Source organism: Mycobacterium sp. D16Q13 (genome assembly GCF_002013375.1).
In the GTDB taxonomy this organism is placed as follows: domain Bacteria; phylum Actinomycetota; class Actinomycetes; order Mycobacteriales; family Mycobacteriaceae; genus Mycobacterium.
Window position 1 is genome coordinate 245,825 of the sequence record NZ_MAEW01000014.1, and the last position, 20,647, is coordinate 266,471.

At 62.9% G+C, this 20,647-nt stretch carries 25 protein-coding genes; 10 read left to right on the forward strand and 15 right to left on the reverse strand.

What is annotated here, in order from left to right; genetic code table 11:
* Positions 1 to 16 precede the first annotated feature (16 nt).
* Positions 17 to 403 (forward strand): ArsR/SmtB family transcription factor, encoded by a 387-nt coding sequence (locus B4400_RS16500; RefSeq protein ID WP_078312509.1) that lies wholly within the window; start codon positions 17 to 19, stop codon positions 401 to 403.
* Entirely contained in the window at positions 400 to 1,389 is a 990-nt protein-coding gene (locus tag B4400_RS16505; protein ID WP_078312510.1) for a cation diffusion facilitator family transporter, read from the forward strand. The genes B4400_RS16500 and B4400_RS16505 overlap by 4 nt, the downstream gene beginning before the upstream one ends.
* Here the strand turns inward: B4400_RS16505 and B4400_RS16510 are convergent.
* A complete protein-coding gene (locus B4400_RS16510; RefSeq protein WP_078312511.1) occupies positions 1,364 to 2,623 on the reverse strand; it encodes an APC family permease in 1,260 nt (419 codons plus the stop codon). The two genes, B4400_RS16505 and B4400_RS16510, sit on opposite strands and share 26 nt — an antisense overlap.
* A complete protein-coding gene (locus B4400_RS16515; RefSeq protein WP_078312512.1) occupies positions 2,620 to 2,955 on the reverse strand; it encodes a YnfA family protein in 336 nt (111 codons plus the stop codon). Before B4400_RS16515 ends, B4400_RS16510 begins: the two co-directional genes overlap by 4 nt.
* A 94-nt stretch (positions 2,956 to 3,049) precedes the next feature.
* Here B4400_RS16515 and B4400_RS16520 point away from each other — a divergent pair, with 94 nt between their 5' ends.
* Positions 3,050 to 3,493 (forward strand): nuclear transport factor 2 family protein, encoded by a 444-nt coding sequence (locus B4400_RS16520; protein ID WP_078312513.1) that lies wholly within the window; start codon positions 3,050 to 3,052, stop codon positions 3,491 to 3,493.
* Positions 3,494 to 3,496: 3 nt separating this feature from the next.
* On the opposite strand, the gene B4400_RS16525 is transcribed toward B4400_RS16520, so the two are convergent.
* Positions 3,497 to 3,931: a PPOX class F420-dependent oxidoreductase gene (locus tag B4400_RS16525; RefSeq protein ID WP_078312514.1), complete on the reverse strand. Its 435-nt coding sequence runs from the start codon at positions 3,929 to 3,931 to the stop codon at positions 3,497 to 3,499.
* A 130-nt stretch (positions 3,932 to 4,061) separates the two neighbouring features.
* On the opposite strand from B4400_RS16525, the gene B4400_RS16530 reads away from it, so the two are divergent.
* The gene (locus B4400_RS16530) at positions 4,062 to 4,817 is read left to right on the forward strand and encodes an MBL fold metallo-hydrolase (protein ID WP_286142413.1); all 756 of its coding nucleotides are present in this window, start codon (positions 4,062 to 4,064) and stop codon (positions 4,815 to 4,817) included.
* A 14-nt stretch (positions 4,818 to 4,831) separates the two neighbouring features.
* On the opposite strand, the gene B4400_RS16535 is transcribed toward B4400_RS16530, so the two are convergent.
* Positions 4,832 to 5,266 carry a hypothetical protein gene (locus B4400_RS16535; RefSeq protein ID WP_078312516.1) on the reverse strand — a complete coding sequence of 145 codons (435 nt, stop codon included), beginning with the start codon at positions 5,264 to 5,266 and terminating at the stop codon, positions 4,832 to 4,834.
* 56 nt (positions 5,267 to 5,322) lie between these two features.
* On the reverse strand, positions 5,323 to 5,901 hold the full coding sequence (locus B4400_RS16540; protein ID WP_078312517.1) for a TetR/AcrR family transcriptional regulator: 579 nt from the start codon (positions 5,899 to 5,901) through the stop codon (positions 5,323 to 5,325).
* 45 nt (positions 5,902 to 5,946) lie between these two features.
* Between B4400_RS16540 and B4400_RS16545 the strand changes: the two genes are divergently transcribed.
* The gene (locus tag B4400_RS16545; protein ID WP_078312518.1) at positions 5,947 to 6,801 is read left to right on the forward strand and encodes a phytanoyl-CoA dioxygenase family protein; all 855 of its coding nucleotides are present in this window, start codon (positions 5,947 to 5,949) and stop codon (positions 6,799 to 6,801) included.
* On the opposite strand, the gene B4400_RS16550 is transcribed toward B4400_RS16545, so the two are convergent.
* Positions 6,798 to 7,562, reverse strand: a complete 765-nt coding sequence (locus B4400_RS16550; RefSeq protein WP_078312560.1) for a polysaccharide deacetylase family protein — start codon at positions 7,560 to 7,562, stop codon at positions 6,798 to 6,800. The genes B4400_RS16545 and B4400_RS16550 overlap by 4 nt on opposite strands.
* 70 nt (positions 7,563 to 7,632) lie before the next feature.
* Between B4400_RS16550 and B4400_RS16555 the strand changes: the two genes are divergently transcribed.
* Complete coding sequence (locus tag B4400_RS16555) at positions 7,633 to 8,400, forward strand: DUF2127 domain-containing protein (RefSeq protein WP_078312519.1); 768 nt, start codon at positions 7,633 to 7,635, stop codon at positions 8,398 to 8,400.
* 18 nt (positions 8,401 to 8,418) lie between these two features.
* Here B4400_RS16555 and B4400_RS16560 read toward each other — a convergent pair whose 3' ends face one another.
* From B4400_RS16560 to B4400_RS16585, 6 genes are all read right to left on the reverse strand, one after another.
* On the reverse strand, positions 8,419 to 8,958 hold the full coding sequence (locus B4400_RS16560; RefSeq protein ID WP_139361438.1) for a hypothetical protein: 540 nt from the start codon (positions 8,956 to 8,958) through the stop codon (positions 8,419 to 8,421).
* 72 nt (positions 8,959 to 9,030) lie between these two features.
* Entirely contained in the window at positions 9,031 to 9,990 is a 960-nt protein-coding gene (locus tag B4400_RS16565; protein ID WP_078312520.1) for a cytochrome c oxidase assembly protein, read from the reverse strand.
* Position 9,991: 1 nt separating this feature from the next.
* Entirely contained in the window at positions 9,992 to 10,675 is a 684-nt protein-coding gene (locus tag B4400_RS16570) for a phosphatase PAP2 family protein (RefSeq protein WP_078312521.1), read from the reverse strand.
* Positions 10,676 to 10,747: 72 nt separating this feature from the next.
* Complete coding sequence (locus B4400_RS16575; protein ID WP_078312522.1) at positions 10,748 to 11,917, reverse strand: RNA polymerase sigma factor; 1,170 nt, start codon at positions 11,915 to 11,917, stop codon at positions 10,748 to 10,750.
* A complete protein-coding gene (locus tag B4400_RS16580) occupies positions 11,917 to 12,324 on the reverse strand; it encodes a YciI family protein (RefSeq protein WP_078312523.1) in 408 nt (135 codons plus the stop codon). The genes B4400_RS16575 and B4400_RS16580 overlap by 1 nt, the downstream gene beginning before the upstream one ends.
* A gap of 165 nt (positions 12,325 to 12,489) precedes the next feature.
* The gene (locus tag B4400_RS16585; protein ID WP_170915029.1) at positions 12,490 to 13,476 is read right to left on the reverse strand and encodes a glycosyltransferase family 4 protein; all 987 of its coding nucleotides are present in this window, start codon (positions 13,474 to 13,476) and stop codon (positions 12,490 to 12,492) included.
* 1,025 nt (positions 13,477 to 14,501) lie between these two features.
* Between B4400_RS16585 and B4400_RS16590 the strand changes: the two genes are divergently transcribed.
* Together B4400_RS16590 and B4400_RS16595 are read left to right on the forward strand one after the other, a co-directional pair.
* On the forward strand, positions 14,502 to 15,392 hold the full coding sequence (locus B4400_RS16590; RefSeq protein ID WP_078312525.1) for a 2OG-Fe(II) oxygenase: 891 nt from the start codon (positions 14,502 to 14,504) through the stop codon (positions 15,390 to 15,392).
* Positions 15,393 to 15,455: 63 nt separating this feature from the next.
* Positions 15,456 to 16,286 carry an SDR family NAD(P)-dependent oxidoreductase gene (locus B4400_RS16595; RefSeq protein ID WP_078312526.1) on the forward strand — a complete coding sequence of 277 codons (831 nt, stop codon included), beginning with the start codon at positions 15,456 to 15,458 and terminating at the stop codon, positions 16,284 to 16,286.
* Between the two features lie 173 nt (positions 16,287 to 16,459).
* Here the strand turns inward: B4400_RS16595 and B4400_RS16600 are convergent, their stop codons facing one another.
* The 3 genes from B4400_RS16600 to B4400_RS16610 are packed head-to-tail and all read right to left on the reverse strand — an operon-like array spanning position 16,460 to position 18,735.
* A complete protein-coding gene (locus B4400_RS16600) occupies positions 16,460 to 17,026 on the reverse strand; it encodes a GNAT family N-acetyltransferase (RefSeq protein WP_078312527.1) in 567 nt (188 codons plus the stop codon).
* Positions 17,023 to 17,895 (reverse strand): universal stress protein, encoded by an 873-nt coding sequence (locus tag B4400_RS16605; protein ID WP_502688408.1) that lies wholly within the window; start codon positions 17,893 to 17,895, stop codon positions 17,023 to 17,025. Before B4400_RS16605 ends, B4400_RS16600 begins: the two co-directional genes overlap by 4 nt.
* A 33-nt stretch (positions 17,896 to 17,928) precedes the next feature.
* A complete protein-coding gene (locus B4400_RS16610; RefSeq protein ID WP_078312528.1) occupies positions 17,929 to 18,735 on the reverse strand; it encodes a universal stress protein in 807 nt (268 codons plus the stop codon).
* Between the two features lie 258 nt (positions 18,736 to 18,993).
* On the opposite strand from B4400_RS16610, the gene B4400_RS16615 reads away from it, so the two are divergent.
* Together B4400_RS16615 and B4400_RS16620 are read left to right on the forward strand one after the other, a co-directional pair.
* Positions 18,994 to 19,587, forward strand: a complete 594-nt coding sequence (locus B4400_RS16615) for an Rv1733c family protein (protein ID WP_078312529.1) — start codon at positions 18,994 to 18,996, stop codon at positions 19,585 to 19,587.
* A gap of 53 nt (positions 19,588 to 19,640) precedes the next feature.
* Positions 19,641 to 20,642 carry a zinc-binding alcohol dehydrogenase family protein gene (locus B4400_RS16620; protein WP_078312563.1) on the forward strand — a complete coding sequence of 334 codons (1,002 nt, stop codon included), beginning with the start codon at positions 19,641 to 19,643 and terminating at the stop codon, positions 20,640 to 20,642.
* Positions 20,643 to 20,647: the final 5 nt, after the last annotated feature.

The window sequence follows — 20,647 nt, forward strand, 5'->3', positions numbered from 1 at the left end:
TAGAGGAGCGTTCGCCATGGCGCAGGCAGATCAGTCGCCATTGGGCGATGAACAGGTTGGGTTGATCGTCGAAGTCTTTCGGATGCTGGCCGATGCCACCCGTGTTCGAGTGCTGTGGGCACTCACCGGCGGTGAGCTGTCCGTCAATGAGCTGGCAGACCTAGTGGGCAAACCGGCGCCGTCGGTATCGCAGCATTTGGCCAAGCTGCGGATGGCCCGACTGGTGCGGACCCGTCGTGACGGCACCACCGTCTACTACAGCCTGGAGAACGAGCATGTCGAGCAGCTGGTGACCGACGCGGTCTATAACGCTGAGCATGCCGGCCCGGGCATCCCGCCGCATCACCGCTCGGAGGCCTCGCTGCGGACCGTGGAAACCGCGAGAAGGGCTGGTAGGCAATGAGTCATACCCGCAAGGAAGTGACTCATCACGACCACGACCACGACCACGCGGCCGGTCTGCGGGGAATGCTCGCGGAGATCGTGTCCCCGCACAGCCATGATGCCTCCGACAGCATCGACGACGCGCTCAGCTCCAGCGCAGCGGGGACCCGGGCCGTCAAGATCAGCCTGGTAGCACTGCTGCTGACGGCCGCGTTTCAGGTGGTGATCGTGGTCGTGTCCGGCTCCGTTGCGCTGGCGGCCGATACCATCCACAACTTCTCCGATGCGCTCACGGCGATCCCGCTGTGGATAGCTTTTGGACTCGGAACCCGCGCGGCGACGAGGCGATACACCTACGGGTTCGGGCGGGCCGAGGATCTGGCCGGCTTGTTCGTCGTATCGATGATCGCCTTGTCGGCCGTGGTGGCGGGTTATGAGGCAGTGATGCGCCTGATGCATCCCGTGCAGATCGGACAACTGGGGTGGGTGGCGACGGCGGGTGTCGTCGGCTTTGTCGGCAACGAGCTCGTCGCCCTCTACCGGATCCGGGTGGGGCGCCGGATCGGCTCGGCGGCACTTGTGGCCGACGGCCTGCATGCACGTACCGACGGGTTCACCTCGCTGGCCGTGGTGCTGGGCGTCGCGGGCGTCGCCTTGGGATATCCCTTGGCGGACCCGATCATTGGGCTGGTGATTACCCTCGCGATTCTCGCGGTGCTGCGCACCGCGGTCCGGGATGTGTTCCGGAGGTTGATGGACGGGGTGGATCCTGCGTTGGTGGACGCCGCTGAAACAGCACTGGTGGCTCAGCCTGGTGTGCGGACGGTGCGCAGCGTGCGGTTGCGGTGGATCGGACATCGCCTCCATGCGGACGCCGAGCTCGACGTCGACCCCGACATCAGCCTCGCCGAGGCGCACCGCATCGCACACGTCGCCGAACACGAACTGACTCATGCGGTGTCAAAACTCGATAGCGCTCTTATTCACGCGTACCCGGGGCACTGAGGCGACGGGCGACGTAGATGAGGATGCCTACCGCCAGTACTGCCGTGCCGGCGAGGACCGACGACCGCGGCAACGCGAGAGCAATCACGACACACCCGGTCAGGCCGAGTGCCGGAACAATCCTCGGTGGACGGCCCTCGGCAGGGGAGAGCGTCCACGCCGCCGCATTGGCCACCGCGTAGTACACCAGCACCGCGAAGGACGAGAATCCGATCGCGCCACGCAAGTCCGCGGTGGCCGCAAGGACCGAAACCACAAGACCAACAAGGAGTTCAGCGCGGTACGGCACGCCGTACTTGGGATGCACCGCCGCCAGGACGTGCGGCAGATGGCGATCGCGTGCCATCGCGAAGGTCGTGCGTGATACCCCGAGGATCAGTGCCAACAAGGAGCCCGTCGCCGCCACGATGGCTCCGATCCGCACCACCGGCTCCATCCACCGCACACCGGCGACGGTGACGGTATCCAGCAGCGGGGCCGCGGATGCGGCCAACCGTGATGGCCCCAGCGTGGTCAATGTCGCAACGGCGACAACGCCATACACGACCAGTGCGATTGCCAACGCGATCGGGATGGCGCGGGGAATGGTGCGCGCGGGGTCGCGCACCTCCTCACCCAAAGTCGCGATGCGGGCATATCCGGCGAACGCGAAGAACAGCAGACCGGCGGCCTGCAACACCCCGACAATAGGCACGTCGGTGATATCGAGGGATGCGGCGTCGATACCGTCGGACCCAACCGCCGTGACGACAATCGCGGCCAGCACCGACAGCACGATCGCGACGATGACACGTGTCAGCCACGCCGACTTTTGCACTCCCGCATAGTTGATCGCGGTCAAGGCCACCACCGCCGCCACCGCGACGGCGTGCGCGTGGGCGGGCCACGCATAGAAGCCCACCGTCAGTGCCATGGCCGCGCATGACGCAGTTTTCCCAACCACGAAGCCCCAACCAGCCAGATAACCCCAGAACTCGCCGAGACGCATCCGGCCGTAGACATACGTTCCACCGGAGGCGGGATACACCGCGGCGAGCCGAGCCGAAGATGTCGCATTGCAGAAGGCGATCACCGCGGCGACCGCCAAGCCCACGAGCAGGGCGGATCCGGCCGATTGCGCCGCGGGCGCCAAGGCCGCGAAGATTCCGGCGCCGAGCATCGAGCCCAGCCCGATCATGACGGCGTCGAATGTGCCCAGTTCCCGTCGAAGGGGGCCGGACGGGGCGCGGCTCATGCGTTCCGGGGCATGTACATGATGACCCCGACGCCGGCCACGCAGAGCAGCGCGCCTGCCACATCCCAGCGATCGGGGCGGAACCCGTCCATCGCCATCCCCCACAGCAGTGACCCGGCGACGAACACGCCGCCGTAGGCCGCCAATATTCGACCGAAGTGAGCGTCTGGCTGCAGGGTCGCCACGAATCCGTAGGCGCCCAGTGCGATGACACCGAACCCCACCCACACCCAGCCGCGATGCTCGCGCACGCCCTGCCATACGAGCCAGGCGCCACCGATTTCCAAGACCGCGGCCGCCGCGAACAACAGGATCGACTTTGCGACAGGCATGTGGGGAGCCTAATCGCCCCGATCGGACCCGGCGGGAGTGCGCGGCTCGTAGGATTTCGACTCGTTGTACTTCGGGGGAAGGAAAGTTGTGGCGATGTCATCAGCGTCGGTGGTTGTCGGTCTGTGGGTAGCTCTTTCGGAGAGAAACTGGAACGCCGTCACGGCATTTCTTGACGACGACTGCATCTATCTGGACATGCCCGTGGGACCCACCGCTGCGGCATGCGGACCGGAGAACATCGTCAAACGTCTGAAGATCGGGCTCGAACCGCTGAAGGATTACGTGCACCATGACGGGCTGATCGTCGCCAATGGTGACGACGTGATGTACGAGCACTCCGAGACGTGGATCTGGAACACAGGGGAGTCGGCGCTACTGCGTTTTGCCTCCGTCCTCAAGGTGGTCGACGGAAAGATCACGCTCTGGAAGGACTACTGGGACATGGGCGCACTGACGAACTTCGCTCCCGCATCGTGGTTGGAAGACTTGGCCAACGCTGACATGAGTTGGATGTACGACGCGACGGGAAAGGTCTGAGCCTTAGCCCAGCTTCTCGCCGTATACCCGCCCGACGGTGAGAGCCATCAGGACGCGTCGGTCCGAGACCATGACCGCGCGGTACTCCTCCCAGTCGGGATGTTCACCGGCCGCGCCGCGGTAGTAGTCGACAAGCGCTTCGACCTCGGGGCCGTGTGGGTCGGTACCCGGTCCGGTCAGGGATACGTCTCCCTCGGCCGTTGCCCAGGCCCGTCCGTCCGAGCTGGTGACCTCCAGCGCCGCTCGGGGGTCGCGGCGAAGATTGACGGTCTTGGCACGTCCATCGGTCATGGAGACGTAGATGACGCCTTTGTCCCGGTCGTAGAACGGGGTGACGGGGGAGAGCTGCGGTAGTCCGTTGGACTTGATGGTCGCCAGTACGCCGATGCGGCTGTCGGCGATGAGCGCATGCGGATCGAACTGCTGGACAGCATTCATATGTGGACGAACCAGGTGCATCGGACGGGTATTCCGTGCGTTCGATGCGGAAGTTACTGTGAATGAAGGTTGACGTCGGCAACGCGACACGAGGTGAGATGTGAAGGTTCACCATCTTAATTGCGGCACAATGGCATTCGGATTTGTTGACCACTGCCTACTGGTCGAGACGCCGGGTTCGGGGCTGGTACTGGTCGACACCGGTTTCGGTCTCGGCTGCGTCCAGAATCCACGATTGCTCGGATGGACACGGCACGCCATCGGGCCCGTCCTGCGGGAGGCAGAGACGGCGGTGCGGCAGATCGAGGCGCTTGGATATGACCCACTTGATGTGCGACACATTCTGCTCACCCATCTGGATTACGACCACACGGGTGGCCTCGCCGATTTTCCGTCGGCAACCGTGCACGTACACGGACCCGAACATCGCGCCAGCCAGCAGCCAACTATCGTCGATCGAATCCGTTATCGCACTGCACAATTGTGCGGTCACGGAGTCAACTGGCAGATCAACGAGCTCGACGGTGGCGAGCCATGGTTCGGTTTCCGTGCCGTCCGTGACCTTGACGGGCTGCCGCCGGAGATCCTGGTGGTTCCGCTCTACGGCCACACGCGAGGCCACGTCGGCGTCGCCATCGACACCGGAACCGGCTGGCTGCTGCATGCCGGCGACGCCTACACGGAGCCGCACGCGCTCGGTAGCGGCCCGTTGACCACCGCGAGCAGGGCAATGCACATGGTCACCGCGCATCCGAGTCACCCACGTGCTCAGCTGCAGATTATGCGGCGCCTCACCGAGCTCGTCGCCGATCATTCCGAGGACGTCACCGTGTTCTGCAGCCACGACAGCGCCGCGTTCGCACGGCTTGCTTCAGAAGTTGTCTGAGTCTCGATCGGGGCCTAGACGACAGTGACCGTCCCGGTGCAGTGGGCGGTGTTTTCGTCGTTCCAGAAGAAGCCCGAACGGCCGCCGTAATCGGTGGTGATTTCCACCTGGCCGGGACCGGTGACGACATTGAAGATCGATGCTCCTGCCGTGCCCGAGCCGTCGCCGTGCGCTTCGCCGACAGCGCCCGTGGTCAGGTTGCGCCACTGGAAGTACGCCTGCTTGGGTCCGGCAAGACCGTCCGTGGCGTTCATGTTGAGCGTGCCGGGAATCAGGTCCCGACGTGCATCGGCTTGGCTCGCCTGCCAGGCGCTGACGCGCACGTCACCGTCGAAACAGAGCGCAACCTCGCCCGACGGTGCCGCCATGGCCAGCGGGCAGGAGGAAAGTCCCGCGCCCAGAACGGCGAGGGTGAGAGCGGCCGCACGGCCAACAGGTATCGAACGCATGCAGGGAGTATCGCCCATGTGTCCTCAATCTGGCCGACGTTTCCCTAGGCGGCGGTTCAGCCGACGCCTAGCGCCGCGGAGATCAGGCGCCACAGCCGTTCGGTGATCTCGCCGGGCGCGGGGAGTGGGGTCAGTCGCAACTGCTGGGCAATCCCGTATCGAATTCCGCCGATGATGAAGGCGCCTGCGCTGTCGGGGTTGATGTCTGCGGGCAACTGGCCCAACTTCTGGCCGCGGCGGATGTTCTTGGCGGCGTTATGGCTAATGCGTTGCAGGTACGCCGCTTCCAGTTCGACCAGTTGGGGATCTAACGCGGCGCGGTTGAGCAGGATCGGGGCCAGCGGGTCGGCCACGTGATAGTCGACAAACAGGCGGGTGCGTTCCAGCTCGTGGACGCGCCAGTCGGTGTTCAGGGCCAGATGCGTGTCGGAAATTGCCTGCACGAGACCCTCGTAGAACTCGTCGTAGATGACCGCGAGCAAGCCGCTTTTGGATCCGAAGTGATGGTAGAGAGCGCCGGTGCTGAGTCCGGCTCGACGGGTCAATCCGCTGAGATCCATGACTCCGCTGCCGCGGACGAGTTCATCACGGGCGGCGTCGATGAGCTGTTGACGTCCGATTGAGGGGCGTGCCACTATGTGATCGTACAAAACATAATTACCTTATGTTTAGGAGTGGCGATGAGCGCGGAAGTGTCGTCGTTGGTGGATTTGAGCGGCGACCTGGCCGGAACTCATCGACGGACCGCGAGCAGCGGTGAGAGTGTCGATCCTGCTGTCGCCGACGCGGATTTGGCGGCGATGCGCCACGACGGCTACGTGATCTTGCCGGATCTGCTGACCGCTGACGAGCTCGTAGAGATCCGGGAAGCCGTTGCGCCGTTGCTGAATCTGCATGGCCGCAATGGATTTGAAGGGCATACCACTCAACGGGTGTACAGCGTGCTGAACAAGACGCGTGCGTGTGACCGGATCGCGGATCACCCGAGGGTCTTGGCCCTGCTGGATCGGCTTTTTCTGCCGAACTATCTGTTGTCGATGCTGCAGGTCATCAACATTCTGCCTGGCGAACAGGCGCAGATGCTGCACACCGACGACGGCTTCTATCCGATTCCGCGTCCCCGTGCCGGTCTTGGTGCGGCCACGATCTGGGCGATCGACGACTTTACCGCCGACAATGGTGCCACTGATGTCATTGCAGGCAGCCATCTTTGGGGTGACCGGCGGCCGCAGGACATCGAGCGTGAACCTGTGGTGATGACGGCGGGTTCCTGTGTGTTCTTCCCGGGCACGTTATGGCACGGCGGGGGAGCGAACCGATCTAATGCCGCACGGCTGGCTCTGACAGCTCAATACTGTGAGCCGTGGCTACGCCCGCAGGAGGCGTTCACCTTGTCGATGACCCGCGACACCGTGCGGGCGGTGTCTGAGGACATCCGCCGGATGCTGGGGTACAGCATCCATCCGCCGTTTATCGGCCAGGTCGACGGCATGCATCCCAAAAGACTGCTTGATCCTGGCGCCCCGTCGCTCTAGCGCTGATAGACGTCGTTGAGTGTGACCGTACGCAACTGCCGTTCCCCGATGACATCGAGCAGCTGGTGATAGACCGTGGTTACCGGTGGGTGGTTGAGGTGGCCGATGACAATTGCTTGCGGGTTGAAGTACTTGCGAGCCATGTCCACGATGTACCGCGGGGTGACTACTCCTGAGTCCGACAATGACCCGTACCAGAGTACCGGCGGCCCATACCCGAGCCCCTGAGTAACTGAATCAGTTGCGGCGCTGCGCTTTCCGTAGGGCGGGCGGAAGAACGGCGCTGGATCGACTCCGTAGGTGTTGGTCAAGAACTTGGTGTTGCGGGTGAGCTCGTCAGCGATCTTCTCGGCGGTCAGTGTCGTGAGATTCGGATGAGACCACGTGTGATTGCCCAGCTGGATCTGTCCGCTGTCGACGAGCGGGCGAAGCAGTGGGGCATTCTGCGTCCATCCCGCGTTCACACCATTGACGAAGTAGGTCAAGCGGATTCCGGTATCGCGCGCCAGCTGGGTGTACGCGGCGATGACGTTCGCATCGGTGCCGTCGTCAAGGGTCAAGGCGAGTAGTCGCTGTCCGTCGGCGCGGGCCGGCAGAGCGGTCAACGCACCGCCGCCAGGCAATGGCACCCGCGTCAGCCCACTGCTAGAAGCTCCAGCTGCCGTGCCGGGGTCTGCGGCCGCAACGGCTGATTCGATGGCTGAGGCAGCCACTGCGGCAGTGGCTGCCAACAAGGTCAAAAACCGGCGACGGTCGAGCACGACGCCAGGGTAGCGCCGGAACCTGGACATCATGCGGTGTCGCAGGTGGTGTCGGGCTACCGTTTCTGTCGTGATCGATTTTGCGCTGAGATCGTGTGGCCTGCGCGGGCATGCGACATTCGCTCCCGATGAGCAGCCGCTTCGGGAACGCCTGAGAGTCCAGACGCCCGCAGGTGAGGCCTGGCGGTGCTTGCGGTGCGAGACGTTTGTGGTCGGCGCGCCGCGCTATCGGGGACCGGCCGATACCGCACCAGAGATTCCGCGCGGACGGCTCCTGCGTGATCGGACCTTGATGCGACTGCTGGCCGCCGAACGCGTATTCCGCGGTCTCGTCTTTGTCCTGCTCGCGTTCGGGGTGGTCAAGGTTCGCGGTTCGCGCGAACATCTCCAACAGGTTTTCGAGCGGGACCTGCCGCTGATTCGCCCGCTGGCCAATCAGCTCGGATGGAATCCGGACAATTCGAAAGTCATCCGTCATATCGGCGAGGCGTTCTCGCTGTCGTCCTCGACACTGATGTGGGTCGCGGTGGGCTTGGCGGCGTATGCGGCGATCGAGTTCATCGAGGCCTTCGGTCTGTGGCTGATGAAGCGCTGGGGTGAGTACTTCGCCGTCATTGCGACAAGCATCTTCTTGCCGCTCGAGATCTATGAGCTCATCGAAAAGCAGACCGTTCTCAGGGTTTTGGCGCTCCTGGTGAACATCGTGGCCGTGGTCTGGCTGCTCTGGAGCAAGAGACTGTTCGGGCTCAATGGCGGCGGCAAAGCCTACGAGGAGGAACATCGCGCCGAGAGTCTGCTGAGCGTCGAGCGGGCGGCGCTGGCGGACAACCCGCACTAGCGGTCGGTGAGCAGCCGGTCAGCCCGTCAGGCCGTGGCTCGTCAACCATTCGTCGACGGTGATCGTGGCCGTCACCTCGTCGAGGTTCAGGACCAGGCGGGTCTGGCTGTTGATCATCTGCACCGCGCGGTCGCAGACGGCGATGGACTCACGGCGCACGGCGGCATCGATCGCGTCGTTGATCTCCGAAGGGAGATTCGCCGAGTCCTGGGTGAGGCGTTCGGCCGTACGCGCGGCAGTGGTGGCGATTTCACGCAACGTGTGGTGAGCATGGCGACGGATCGCCTCCACATGAGAGATTCCGTGGGCCAACGCGAGGTACTTCTGGCGCGCATCCGATTCGGGCGGATGCTGCTGGCCGAGCCGATTGGCGGCCTCACGAATTCTGTCGGAATCATCGACGGCCTCGAAGGCGAGGTAGAAGCCCGCAACAGCGCGGCCGATGGGCGTCGAGGTGTCGACGGCGGGAGAGGCAGGTCGTGGCGGACGCTGGGAAGGCGCAGACTCGGGCAGGGCAGAGTCGACGAGCGACGGTAAGGCGCACCGCGGGACATCCATCCGTCCATACTGCCCGAAAAATAGACGGAGTGTACAGAAGTTCGCTGGGAAAGGCGCCCGGTGACGGGACTGTCAGCGTCGCCCGAATCGCTCTCGCAGCTGTGGGTCGTTCTCCCACCATAGTGTCGGCGTAGCCGGATCCATGGCCATCGTGTTGCCCGGGTCGAGTGAATTCTGGTCGGCGCGGTCGAGTTCGGCGTCAATCCGGGCGGCCTGCGCCTTGTCGTCGGCAGATAAGGCGCGCATCAGCAGCAGCAGAAAGGGCAGTCCAAGGACATCGCCGAGGATCCAGAGAATGCCCGCGCCCAAGGTCTGATCCGTGCGCATATCCGGCCCCCAGGAGCGGTGCAGCGCCAGATAGTAGCTTGACGCCACCAGCGGGCCCTGCCACAGGACTAGGCCCAAGACGCCGTCCCCGATGGTCTCGGCCACGCTGAGCACCAGCGATATCAGCTGCGGATACTTGCGAGGTACGGGATCTACCTGCAAGCGCGCGTAGAAGTACGCAAACCCGATCAACGCCAACGCCGTTCGTGTCATCGCGCCAAGCAGGTCATGCGTCAGAGATGCCGTGTACCACGGCGTCAGGTACAGCAACCACGGTGTGACCAACATGGCCAGGGATGTCGTGAGCGGATGTGTCAAGACCCGCGCCGGTGCCGACGACAGCCCGCGATCAAATCTGTCCAGCCCGTCCGGTTGTAGCGCGCCACGCACAACGGTGACCGGCCGGCCAAGGGCTAAGAAGAAGGGCACGACCAGCAGCAGCAAGACAACCTGCAAGGCCCGCATCCAGAACAGCACGTGTGCATAAAGGCCAACCACACTCATGCATGCGAGCACCCAGCATCCGACTCCCGTGAAGAAGCAACTCGCCCACACGCCACTGATATCCGCGTGGCGACGCCGCGCGCGGGTCAGGGCCCAGCCGTATCCCGTGCCCAGAGCGATAGCGCAGAGGGCAGCCGCCGTATCAAAATGCCATGCACGCCAGACCGTCACCCAGGTCAGTGGTTCGGTGGGCAAGAACATCTCAGGCGGCGGTCTGTCGGGATAGGCCGGTAGTCGGTGTCTCGTGAAGGGTCGCGGCCGCGATCGTCACCACTAACGTCGACAGCACCACCGCTGCCAAGACATCGACCACCCAGTGGTCTCCAAGGTAGAGACGACTGCCGGCTACCAGCGTCACCGCCACTATTGCTGCCACCAGGGCAGCCAACCGTCGCCAGCCACTATGACGGTAGGCGACCACGATGGCCAACATTCCGGCAAGAGCGGTGGTGCCCGTGACGTGTCCGGAGGGAAAGGACCAGCCGGTTTCCGCAACCAGCTGAGTGCTGCGCGGTGGACGGTGTTCTCCCACTGCCCATTTCGCCGCCGCGGCAAGGAAGAACGCTGATGCGACGGCCGCCACTACCGTGGTCGCGGTTCTCAATGAGCGTGCGAACCGCCAAATTGCCAGTGCTGCAATAACTGTCACTACGGACACCGTAGCGGGGCTACCGATGTCCGTGATGTCAACGGCGGCCGAGGTGAGCCAACTGTGCCGGTGAATCACCAACCAGTCCAGCGCGCGGTGGTCGACCCTGCTACCTGAGCCGTAGTGGTGCGCTGTCGCTGCCAGCGTCGCGAAAACCACGAACAACGCTGCCGCGAGAACCGCGGCGGTTCGGGCGCTCGTAGTTTCGGGGCGAAGATTCCGCCGGCTGAAAGTCATCGTGTCCTTCTGGTCGATTCCGGGACCGACGACCGAGGCTAGATCTCTTCCCTGCGAATCTGCTGTCAGCGCTCACTGGCCCCCGGTCGAGAGTCGCTGGTTGAGAGCGGCGGCTCGAAGCGTCAAGTGGTTGCGCTCAGCGACGTTGTGGGCCTGAGCGGCGGCATCGGTGTAGAGCCGCGCGGCTGTGGCAATGTCTCCGGCGCGCTCGTGAAGGTAGGCCGACGACGCGGTGTGGCGGGGGAGAGCCGCATCGAGTTGGCCGAGTGCGGCGAGTCCGGCACGCGGACCGTCCGCCTCACCGACAGCGACCGCGCGATTAAGCCGCACGACGGGGCTGTCGGTGAGCCGGACCAGTTCGTCGTACCACTCGACGATCTGCACCCAGTCTGTCTCGGCGGCGGTCCGCGCATCGGCGTGCAGCGCCGCGATCGCGGCTTGTGCCTGATACTCGCCAAGCCGATCGCGGGCCAACGCGGCTTGGAGCACGGCCACACCCTCGGTGATCAGATCGTCTTGCCATAAACCGCGGTCTTGATCTACCAGCGTGACGAGACTGCCGTCCGCGCGGATGCGAGCCGGGCGTCTGGCGTGATGGAGCAGGAACAGCGCGAGCAGGCCGGCGACCTCCTCGTCATCGGTGGACGCGGCAAGCTGCCGGGCAAGCCGGATGGCTTCGGCCGCGAGGTCGACGTCGCCGCTGTATCCCTCGTTGAACACTAGGTACAGCACGCGTAACACCGTGGCCAGGTCCCCCGCACGATCCAGTCGTACGTCACTCACCGTTCGTTTAGCTCGCGAAATCCGTTGGGCCATTGTCGCTTCGGGTACCAGGTATGCCTGTGCGATCTGACGGGTGGTGAGGCCGCCGACGGCCCGCAAGGTCAACGCGACTGCTGATGCGGGGGAGAGGCGCGGATGCGCGCACAGGAAGTAGAGCTGCAGCGTGTCGTCCACGGAGGCCACTGGTCCTGGCGGCGGCTCGTCCGTGATTCCATACTCGCGACTTCGCCGGGCGGTATCGGATCGTGCGCGATCGACGAAACACCGCCAGGCGGTGGTGATTAGCCAGCCCTTGGGATCGTCCGGGCGCCGCGACGGCCACGTCTGGACGGCCCGGATCAAGGCCTCCTGCACGGCGTCCTCTGCGGTGGCGAAGTCCGCACCACGGCGCATTAGCGCCGCCAGCACACTGGGGATCAGGTCCCGCAGCTGGGCTTCGCCCACCGCAGCGTCGGCCATCAATCGAGGTCGGAGTGTGCAGCTGTCATGAACGGCCGAACCTCGAGCCATTCGTGGATGGGCTCGCCGCCGGCTCCCGGAGCCGCCGATAGCTCCCCGGCAACCTCAATGGCACGCTCGTACGAGTCCACGTCGATGATCATCCAGCCCGCGATCAAATCCTTTGTCTCCGCGAACGGGCCGTCGGTCACCGGGGGCTTGCCCTCGCCGTCGGAGCGCACCCACGCGCCTTCCGGCGTCAGGGCCTGGGCGTTGACGAATTCGCCGGTGCCTTCCAGCCGGGCCGCGAGGTCGTTCATGTATTGAATGTGCGCCTGAACCTCGGCGGGCGTCCACTGATCCATCGGCACGCAATTGACGGCCGCGGGCGCACCGCGATAGTGCTTGAGCAGCAAGTACTTGGCCATAATGATCTCCCTTCGTTCGCGACCCTAGTTGGTCGCTCACCCCTGGGACGGAACCATTGCGCCGTTCTCGACATCGGTTGTCGAGCTTCTCGGATATGTGCCAGAAAAGTCGACCAGCCGGAGCCTCAGAAATCGGATAGTAGACGTGTATCTAATAGCGGTATCTCAGGCCGCTGTATGTGGTCGCGCGGCAGATGGTACGAGGATCAGTTCTTCGAGTTGACGAACGATCGTTGCCGGTGAGATCGGCAGCGGCTGTGAGAACACCATCAATAGTGCGTCGACGGACTGTACGACCGTGAACCTGTTGCGCGCGTCGTGACGGCTTGACGGTGGGAGCGATCCACTGCTGATGGCCTCGCGGATTCCCCGCGCCAGCGCTTCGGCATTGTCCGGAGCGACAAGAATTATTCCACCGCAGTCTGTTTCGGGTAGCCCGCCGTCATCGGATGCGATCACGCGGCAGCCGGAGTGTTGGGCCTCGATCGAGACAATGCCGAAGGTCTCATGCCAGTATTGACTGTTGGACGGCATGACCACAATGTCGTGCTCGGCCATCAGCGTCGCCATCTTGGTCGGCGTTTTGCAGGTGGGGACCACGGAGATGCCGGGGTGCTCGCGCAGTAGTCGCTCGATGATCCTTCCCTGCGGCTTGTCGGCGCCGGCAGTCGTCGCGGTGAAGCTGAGCTCGGTGTCTTGTTCGATGATGTCGATGTGCAGCGTCTCAAGGAGGGTATAGACGCCCTTCTCCGGACTGAGTCTGCCGGCGAAGAGGATTCGGGTTCTGCCCGTCTCGTTCCTGGGCCGGGGCTGTGTGCCGAAGCACGGTTCCGCGAATGGGTAGACGACGCTGATCGTGGCGATGTCGACGTCCAGATAGTTCGACCACAGCCGGGCCGCGTAGCGGCTGGTGGCGATCAACACCCGATCGCGGGTTCCATTGATAGCGAACGCTTTGTAGCGTTCCCGGATGGGGGGCGGGTTGTGCAAGATCAGGAACGCAGGACGCTTGGTCGCCACAACGTGGGGTTCGTTGACGAACACAACGGTGCCATCGAGGTCACCTACCTCGGCCAGCGTCGACAGCGACAGGAAGGGGATGCCACTGAAGTCATCGCGGCCGTCTTCGGCACCCAGGCCGATAGTGACCACTTGAGCCGGTATGCGGCGCCGATTCAGTTCGCGGACTTGGCCGACTGTGTAGTTTTCTGAGCCGCCGGTACCGGCCGGAAGAGCGTTTCCTGGAGACCAAATGAACGAGATCATTTGCACTGCCCTGCTTTTCATTTTTCAACGGTCGTCTTGGGTCACGGTGACGACTACAATGAACCGCTCCCGTGAGGCCGGGGTTGGTGAATCTGCATAAGGACCGCTGATTGCGCAACGACACGATTCCCATGCGAATGCAATCTCACTCGAGGTCGACCGTCGACGAACCCGACCGAACGCACGACACGAAATGAGGTGGTGATACGGATAACCCCGTGGCCCGCGACGGGGCATACGGCACGATCCTTCGGTGAAATGCTCGAAACCAGGACGTCGGCGCGCAGGCTACGACAGTCACGATGGTGAACAAAGACAACTAGCGGAACGGTAACACACAACGGCGATGTCGGCAGTTCCATCCGGCCCTGTACTGGACCGTGATCACAGCGACCAGCACGGCCGGCACGACGATGTCGCATCTGATCAACCGCAGCCCTCGGCGCCTCCGGAGGGGTCAGGAAATATGTTGGCCTCGATGGCTTTTACAAGAGAAATGGTTCAGCGACCATGCCTAAAGCAGCGACAACTGCTGTCGCTACGCCACAGACCACCACCGATTTCGCCAGCATCCAGTTGTCGTGCACTATCGCCGGATCTGCTGCCTTCTGTCGGCAGGATGACTGTTCAACGTATCTAGGTTGGACATGGCCTAAGCATGCCGGACAGGTGCTTACGTTTCGCTGGGAATGGCGAATATCAAAGGGTTGCAGGGCAGGCCAACGGCCACTTGAGCCGGGTCTACTCGCTCTTTTGTTCCCTGGCGGCTTCGGCGTCCATGCCGCCATACGTCGTTTCGGTTGGAGCCGAAACCATGGCGCAGTACTGGCCCGCCGTTGCATCGTGCAGACACAATCGATGCGGTCGGCTATCGAGGCTCCGCATGGTCTGGCACGAGGAGCAGATATCTGATGCAAATCGAAAAGACAGATTCCGTTGTCAGAGTCGAAAAACTTGAGCGCGACGCGTCAGACCTGAGCCGCCAATTCCACACCGCGGAGCCATTTCCGCACCTGGTGGTCGACGATTTTCTCCGTTTGTCCTCGGAGGCCGCCGATGCCTTTCCCGGTATTTCTTGGCCCTGGTGGAACCAATGGGACGACGGATACATTCGGAACAAACGGTTCTGCGCGGAAATTGATCTCATCCCGGAACCGTTCAAGGCGGTCATCAGAGAACTCAACGAACCGCGCTTCCTGAGCGTGCTCGAAAAAATCACCGGCATCCGGCAGTTGCTCCCCGATCCCTATCTGTTTGGGGGTGGCATTCACCTCAGCGGCTCGGGCGGCGTCCTGACTCCCCACACCGACTTCCACTACCTTCGCGCGCTAAACCTCTACCGCCGCATCAACGTTATCGTGTATTTGAATGACAGCTGGTCACTGAACGATGGGGGTTGCCTCTCGCTCTACGATCCGGAGGGCCGGGCCGTTCAGACGGTCGTTCCCATCTGGGGCAGGGCCCTGATCTTTCGCACCGATGACCAGTCGGTGCACGGATTCCCGGTCCCCGTTACCGAAGGTTCATGGCGACAATCGCTGGCGCTTTTCTACTACACAGCCGCTCCGGCTGATAGCTTCGGTGGTGATGAGACGACGTACTACAGGGAGCACGGGGCGCAGGAGGGCATCGCCCGTAAGGCCCGACTGTTCTTCTTCAGGGGACTTCTGAACCTCAGCCGCAATATCAGCATGGTTGCGTATGTCGTCAACCCCAATCTCGGGCTCCCCGCGGTCAAGGCTCATTTCGCCTACCTCCGCAAGGCAAAAGCCCGCGAGATAGCGAGAAAATTGCGGCACTAGGACACGAAGCCACGACGCGCCGCATTGAGACTGTTTGACGCCCAGCGCAATAGGGAGGCAGAAATGGAAGGCTTTCGCGGCAAGGTGGCCGTGGTCACCGGCGCAGGTTCGGGCATCGGGCGCGCTGTGGCGATCGGGCTGGCCCGCGCGGGCGCCACAGTGGCCATCAGCGATGTGGACACCGAGGGGCTCGCCGAGACCGAACGCCAGGTCAAAGCCTTCGGCGCCGAGGTCCGCGCGGATCGCCTCAATGTCATTGAGCGCGAGGCCTTCCTGCTCTACGCGGACTCCGTCAAGGAACAGTTCGGCAAGGTCAACCAGATGTTCAACAACGCCGGCATCGCCTATGCGGGTGACGTTGGCGAGAGCCCGTTTAAGGACATCGAGCGCATCATCGACGTCGACTTCTGGGGTGTCGTCCACGGCACCAAAGCATTTCTGCCGCACCTGATCGCCTCCGGCGACGGCCACGTCATCAACGTCTCCAGCCTGTTCGGCCTGCTGTCCCTGCCTGGCCAGAGCGCCTACAACGCCGCCAAGTTCGCGGTGCGCGGGTTCACCGAGTCGCTGCGCCAGGAGATGATCATCGGCAAGAAGCCGGTCGCCGTTACCTGCGTACACCCCGGTGGTATCAAGACTGCCATCGCCCGCAACGCCACCGCCGTCGAGGGTATCGATGTGCAGGCGGCGGCCGCCGTGTTTGACAAGTATCTGGCGAACACCAGCCCCGAGGCAGCCGCACGGATCATTCTGACCGCTGTGCGCAAGAAGAAGCCTCGTGTGCTCGTCGGGCCCGATGCCAAGGTTCTCGATGTACTTGTCCGGGTCATGGGAGCTCGCTACCAGGACCTCTTTTCGGTATTCACAGGCCTCGCGGTACCCAATCCAAACTAGTTCGGCTGCAACAAGTTCCGCTAACCAATGTACCAACCATCTGCGCTCAGCCCAGTCGCGCACGCCCCACATAGATCACGGCGAGGTTCACAGATCTGGGGGCGTACGACAGATATCAAGCCCGATTCCTCGAAGTGTGGACGTAGTCGCATCTGGCCGATGCCTAGCCACCTTCAACCCGGTTGTACCTCAGCGCAAGTCGGTTTCAGCATGTTTTCGAGGGGGCTTAGTTCGACAACGAGGTGAAGTACCTCGCGATCAGTATGGTCGATTTTGTGTGGCAGTTCTAGTTCACGCAGCATCACTACGAGCGTGTGGTTTTCTGCGAGGACGTCGGCGGTGAACCGTTTGATCCCGTTCCTGATGGCGGACTCGGTGAGGCACTTGAGGAGCATTGTGCCCACACCCCGCTGATGGTCGTCACGGGCGACGAGGATGGCAACTTCGGCGGTACGCCCGTCTCGATTGACGACGTAGTGTGCAATACCAACCAATCGTCCATGCTCGAAGGCTCCTATTGACAGTTGTTGCCTAGACTGCTGAGTCAGTGATTCAGATATCGCTGCAACGTCTTTGGGACGGGTGGTGAAGAACCTCAGGTAGCGGTCTCGGTCGTTGAGCCCGGAATGAAGAAAGGTGACCGAGCGGATATCGTCACGATTGAGTTTTCTGACGGTGATCGCCGCACCGTCAAAGCTCTTGCCAATCTTCTGCTCAGGATCAGCGACGGTGACGTTCATGGTCGCCGCGCCACGATGACGGGTACTCGGGAGGCTTGCGCGACGGCAGAACTGACTGCGCCGAGCAGCATTCCGGCGAAGCCTCCGCGGCCGTGACTGCCGACAACGACAAGCTGGGTGTGCGCGGACTCGGCGATAAGGTACGGGCCGGGGTAGTCACACACGACACGGCGGTCGACCTTCACGTCGGGGTAGCGTTCTTGCCATCCTGCCAGTCTCTCGGCGAGAGTTTGTCTCTCTTGATTTTCGGTAGCACGCAGGTCAAATGCCGGTTCGAAGAAGTTGGGCATATGCCAGGCGTGCACGGCGATAAGCGCAACCTTCCGATGTGAAGCTTCGTCGAAGGCGATGGCCGTCGCGTTCTCTGATGTCGGTGAGCCGTCGATACCGAGCAGGACAGGCGCGTGGTTGTCGCGTGTTGTCTCGTTGTGGATCACCGCGACGGGGCAACGTGCATGGTGCAGAACAGCGGTGCTGACCGAGCCCAGCAACAGACGGTCGAGGGCGCGCTGGCCTCGGCTGCCGACGACGAGCACGCGTGATTCTTGTGCCGCGTCTACGAGCGCCGATACCGGATGCCCGAAGACCACTCGGCGGCGCGCGGCGGGCAACGGGTGCCCGGCGACCTCTTCAGCAATGCGCTGCGCGTTTTCCAGCACCAATTGTGCTTGCCGTTCGCGTGATTGATAGATCCGTTCACGTAGCTGCTGGTCGTAGACATGGGTTTGCTCGATGTCGAAGGCGCTGATGAGGGTCAGCGGTTCGTTGCGCATGCTCGATTCTTGTGCGGCCCAACGAACCGCCGCATCGGCGCAGGCCGATCCATCGACCCCGACCACGATCCCCGCGTGATAGTTCTCGGACATCATTTTGTTTCAGCCCCGTTCGTCATCATGAGTTTGTTAGTTGCGAACGATCAGGATTGTGCGGTCGCCGTGCTCTGCTGAAGGCCGCATACGGATGACATGTGGGATATCAGCGCGTCCCACTACTGCCAGTTGGATCGGTTCATCACAGGCGGCGAGAAAATGGCCGATATCGGAACGCGCTGCAACCGGGTACATGTGGACGTCCGGATAACGTTCACGCAGACCGGCCACACGGCGATCGAGTTCGTCGTAGGGCGATTCGCCCATGTCTTCTTGCCAGGTACCCACCGCAAGAATCGGAAGATGGCGCAGTCGTGCTTCCTGCACCGCGTGGTCGATGACGGTGTCCGTGTCTTGAGGACCGTTGACAGCCACAGCGATCCACACGGGAAGTCCGTGCGCGACAAAGACCGGTCGATGGACTATCGCGACGGGGCAATGCGCTCGCTTAGCGATTTCAGTTGCGGTGGAGCCCCAAAAGGCACTCGCCAATCGCCCGAATCCCTCGGAGCCAACGCACACGAGACTGGCGGTTCGTGATTCTGCGGCCAAGGCATCCGAGGCCAGCCCATGACGGATCACGCAATCGACCTTGACGGGCTTGCGGGTCGCCTTGACGGCGGCCGCCGCATCACGCAGTGATGTTTCTGCATACTCCTTGTCGATGTTGTACTGGTCCACGAAAGATTTGGCGGTGACCACGGGCCTGGTCACATGAACCAAGCACAGCGGCACATCTCGGCTGATTGCCTCATCTGTGGCCCATTCGGCCGCGTGAACAGCGGCGCGCGAGCCGTCGATGCCAACAACTACCGGGCCGTGCCGGTCGGTATCGGTCATTGCAATCACTCCTTTGGGTGATCGAACGCGGTTCGCCGGCCCGTTGATCGGCTGAACTGACGCTAGGACCGATTTCGGTCACAAGGCGGAGTAATAAGTCCCCGGTTCCCTGCCGATGGTTTACGCCCCGCCGTGCCATAGGGCTGATGAGCACCGTGACCAATGACCTGGTCACGTGGAGGCTGCGGTCTCTGCAGCGCGGACGCATCCGATGCGACGATCAGATGGTTACAGCCGATGCTCAGCCTAGGAGATGTCATGAATGTCTTAGCGTTTGGCTACCTGCAGGTGCTGCTTACCAGATTGTTTCGGCGCCATCCTTTGGTGCGGGGCTGCGATCGGGTTGCGGCCGCAGTCCAGCTGGCGGGTTTACTCTTGGCGTTGGTGATGTTGTCGACGGCGGGAGCGGTCGGCACAGCTCTGTACGACGCCGGAAGCAGAACCAGCAATGAGCAAGTGCATTCACGCCACCAGGTGCAGGCGGTGGCAACCGGGGATAGTCATGCGGTCGCTCCCCGGTACAGCTCCGCTGTTCTGGTACCGGCGCAGTGGAGCATCGGAGGTGTGCAACATCGCGAAACCATCCGCTATGGAAAAGATCTCAATACTGGAGACAGGTTCACGATCTGGATTGATCCGGATGGTCGCAGCGTGTCGGCACCGGCGTCTCGAGCGGACGCTGCCGCTGACGCCATAGCCGCCGCGGTCCTGCTGTGGACTGCTGTCACGGCTCTTGTCGTCGGTGCGGTCGGGTTGGCGCTTCGGCGCATCTGTCGACTTCGGTATGCGCGCTGGGATTCGGACTTCAATGCTCTGGTGGATCGCGGGGGTCGCCGGAAAAGCGACCATTGAGCTCGTAAGCTCATTTGCGAGCACAGGGGAAGAAGGCGGCCATGGACACAGAGATGCTGGCCTGGCAGGTACAGCGGCCGGGGCCTATCGTGAACGGGCCCCTGCGTCGGGTCCGCTTGCAAGTGCCCGAGCCTGATCCGGGCGAATTGTTGGTGCGGGTGCTTGCCTGTGGGGTGTGCCGCACCGATCTTCATGTCGCCGAGGGTGATCTGGTGCCGCGCAGGCCCAACGTTGTGCCTGGACATGAGATCGTCGGCGAGGTCGTTGGACTGGGCGAGCAGGCCGACACCGATTTCACGATAGGCGATCGAATCGGCGTGCCATGGCTTAGGCATACGTGCGGCGTGTGCAGATACTGCCAACGCGGCAAGGAAAACCTATGTCCCGGATCTTTATACACAGGTTGGGACGCTGACGGTGGGTACGCCGAGTTCGCGGTGATACCAGCCGCCTATGCGTTGGCGCTGCCCGCGGGATATACCGACGCCGAGCTTGCCCCGCTGTTGTGCGCTGGCATCATTGGTTACCGCTCACTACAGCGTGCAGAGTTGCCGGCGGGCGGGCGTTTGGGCCTGTACGGCTTTGGCGGCAGCGCGCACATCACCGCGCAGGTCGCCCTGGCCCAGGGCGCCGAGGTGCACGTCATGACCCGCGGGAAAGATGCCCAACTACTTGCCCTCGAACTTGGTGCTAGCTCGGCGCAGGGGCCTGCCGATGCGCCTCCCGCTGCGCTGGACGCTGCGATACTGTTTGCCCCTGTCGGCGAGTTGGTGCGCCCCGCGTTGGCGGCGCTCGACAGGGGAGGCACGCTGGCTATCGCCGGCATCCATCTCACAGACATTCCCCCGTTGAACTATCAACGGCACCTGTTCCAGGAGAGGCAGATTCGATCGGTCACGGCCAACACCCGGGCTGACGCGCGGGCATTCCTGGACTTCTCCACGACACATCGCCTCCATCTGGCGGGCCCGCAATATGACCTGCAAGATGCGGACCGTGCTCTGTCCGATCTTGCCGCCGGCCGGATCACCGGCGCGGCCGTGCTTGTTCCTTAGTTCCG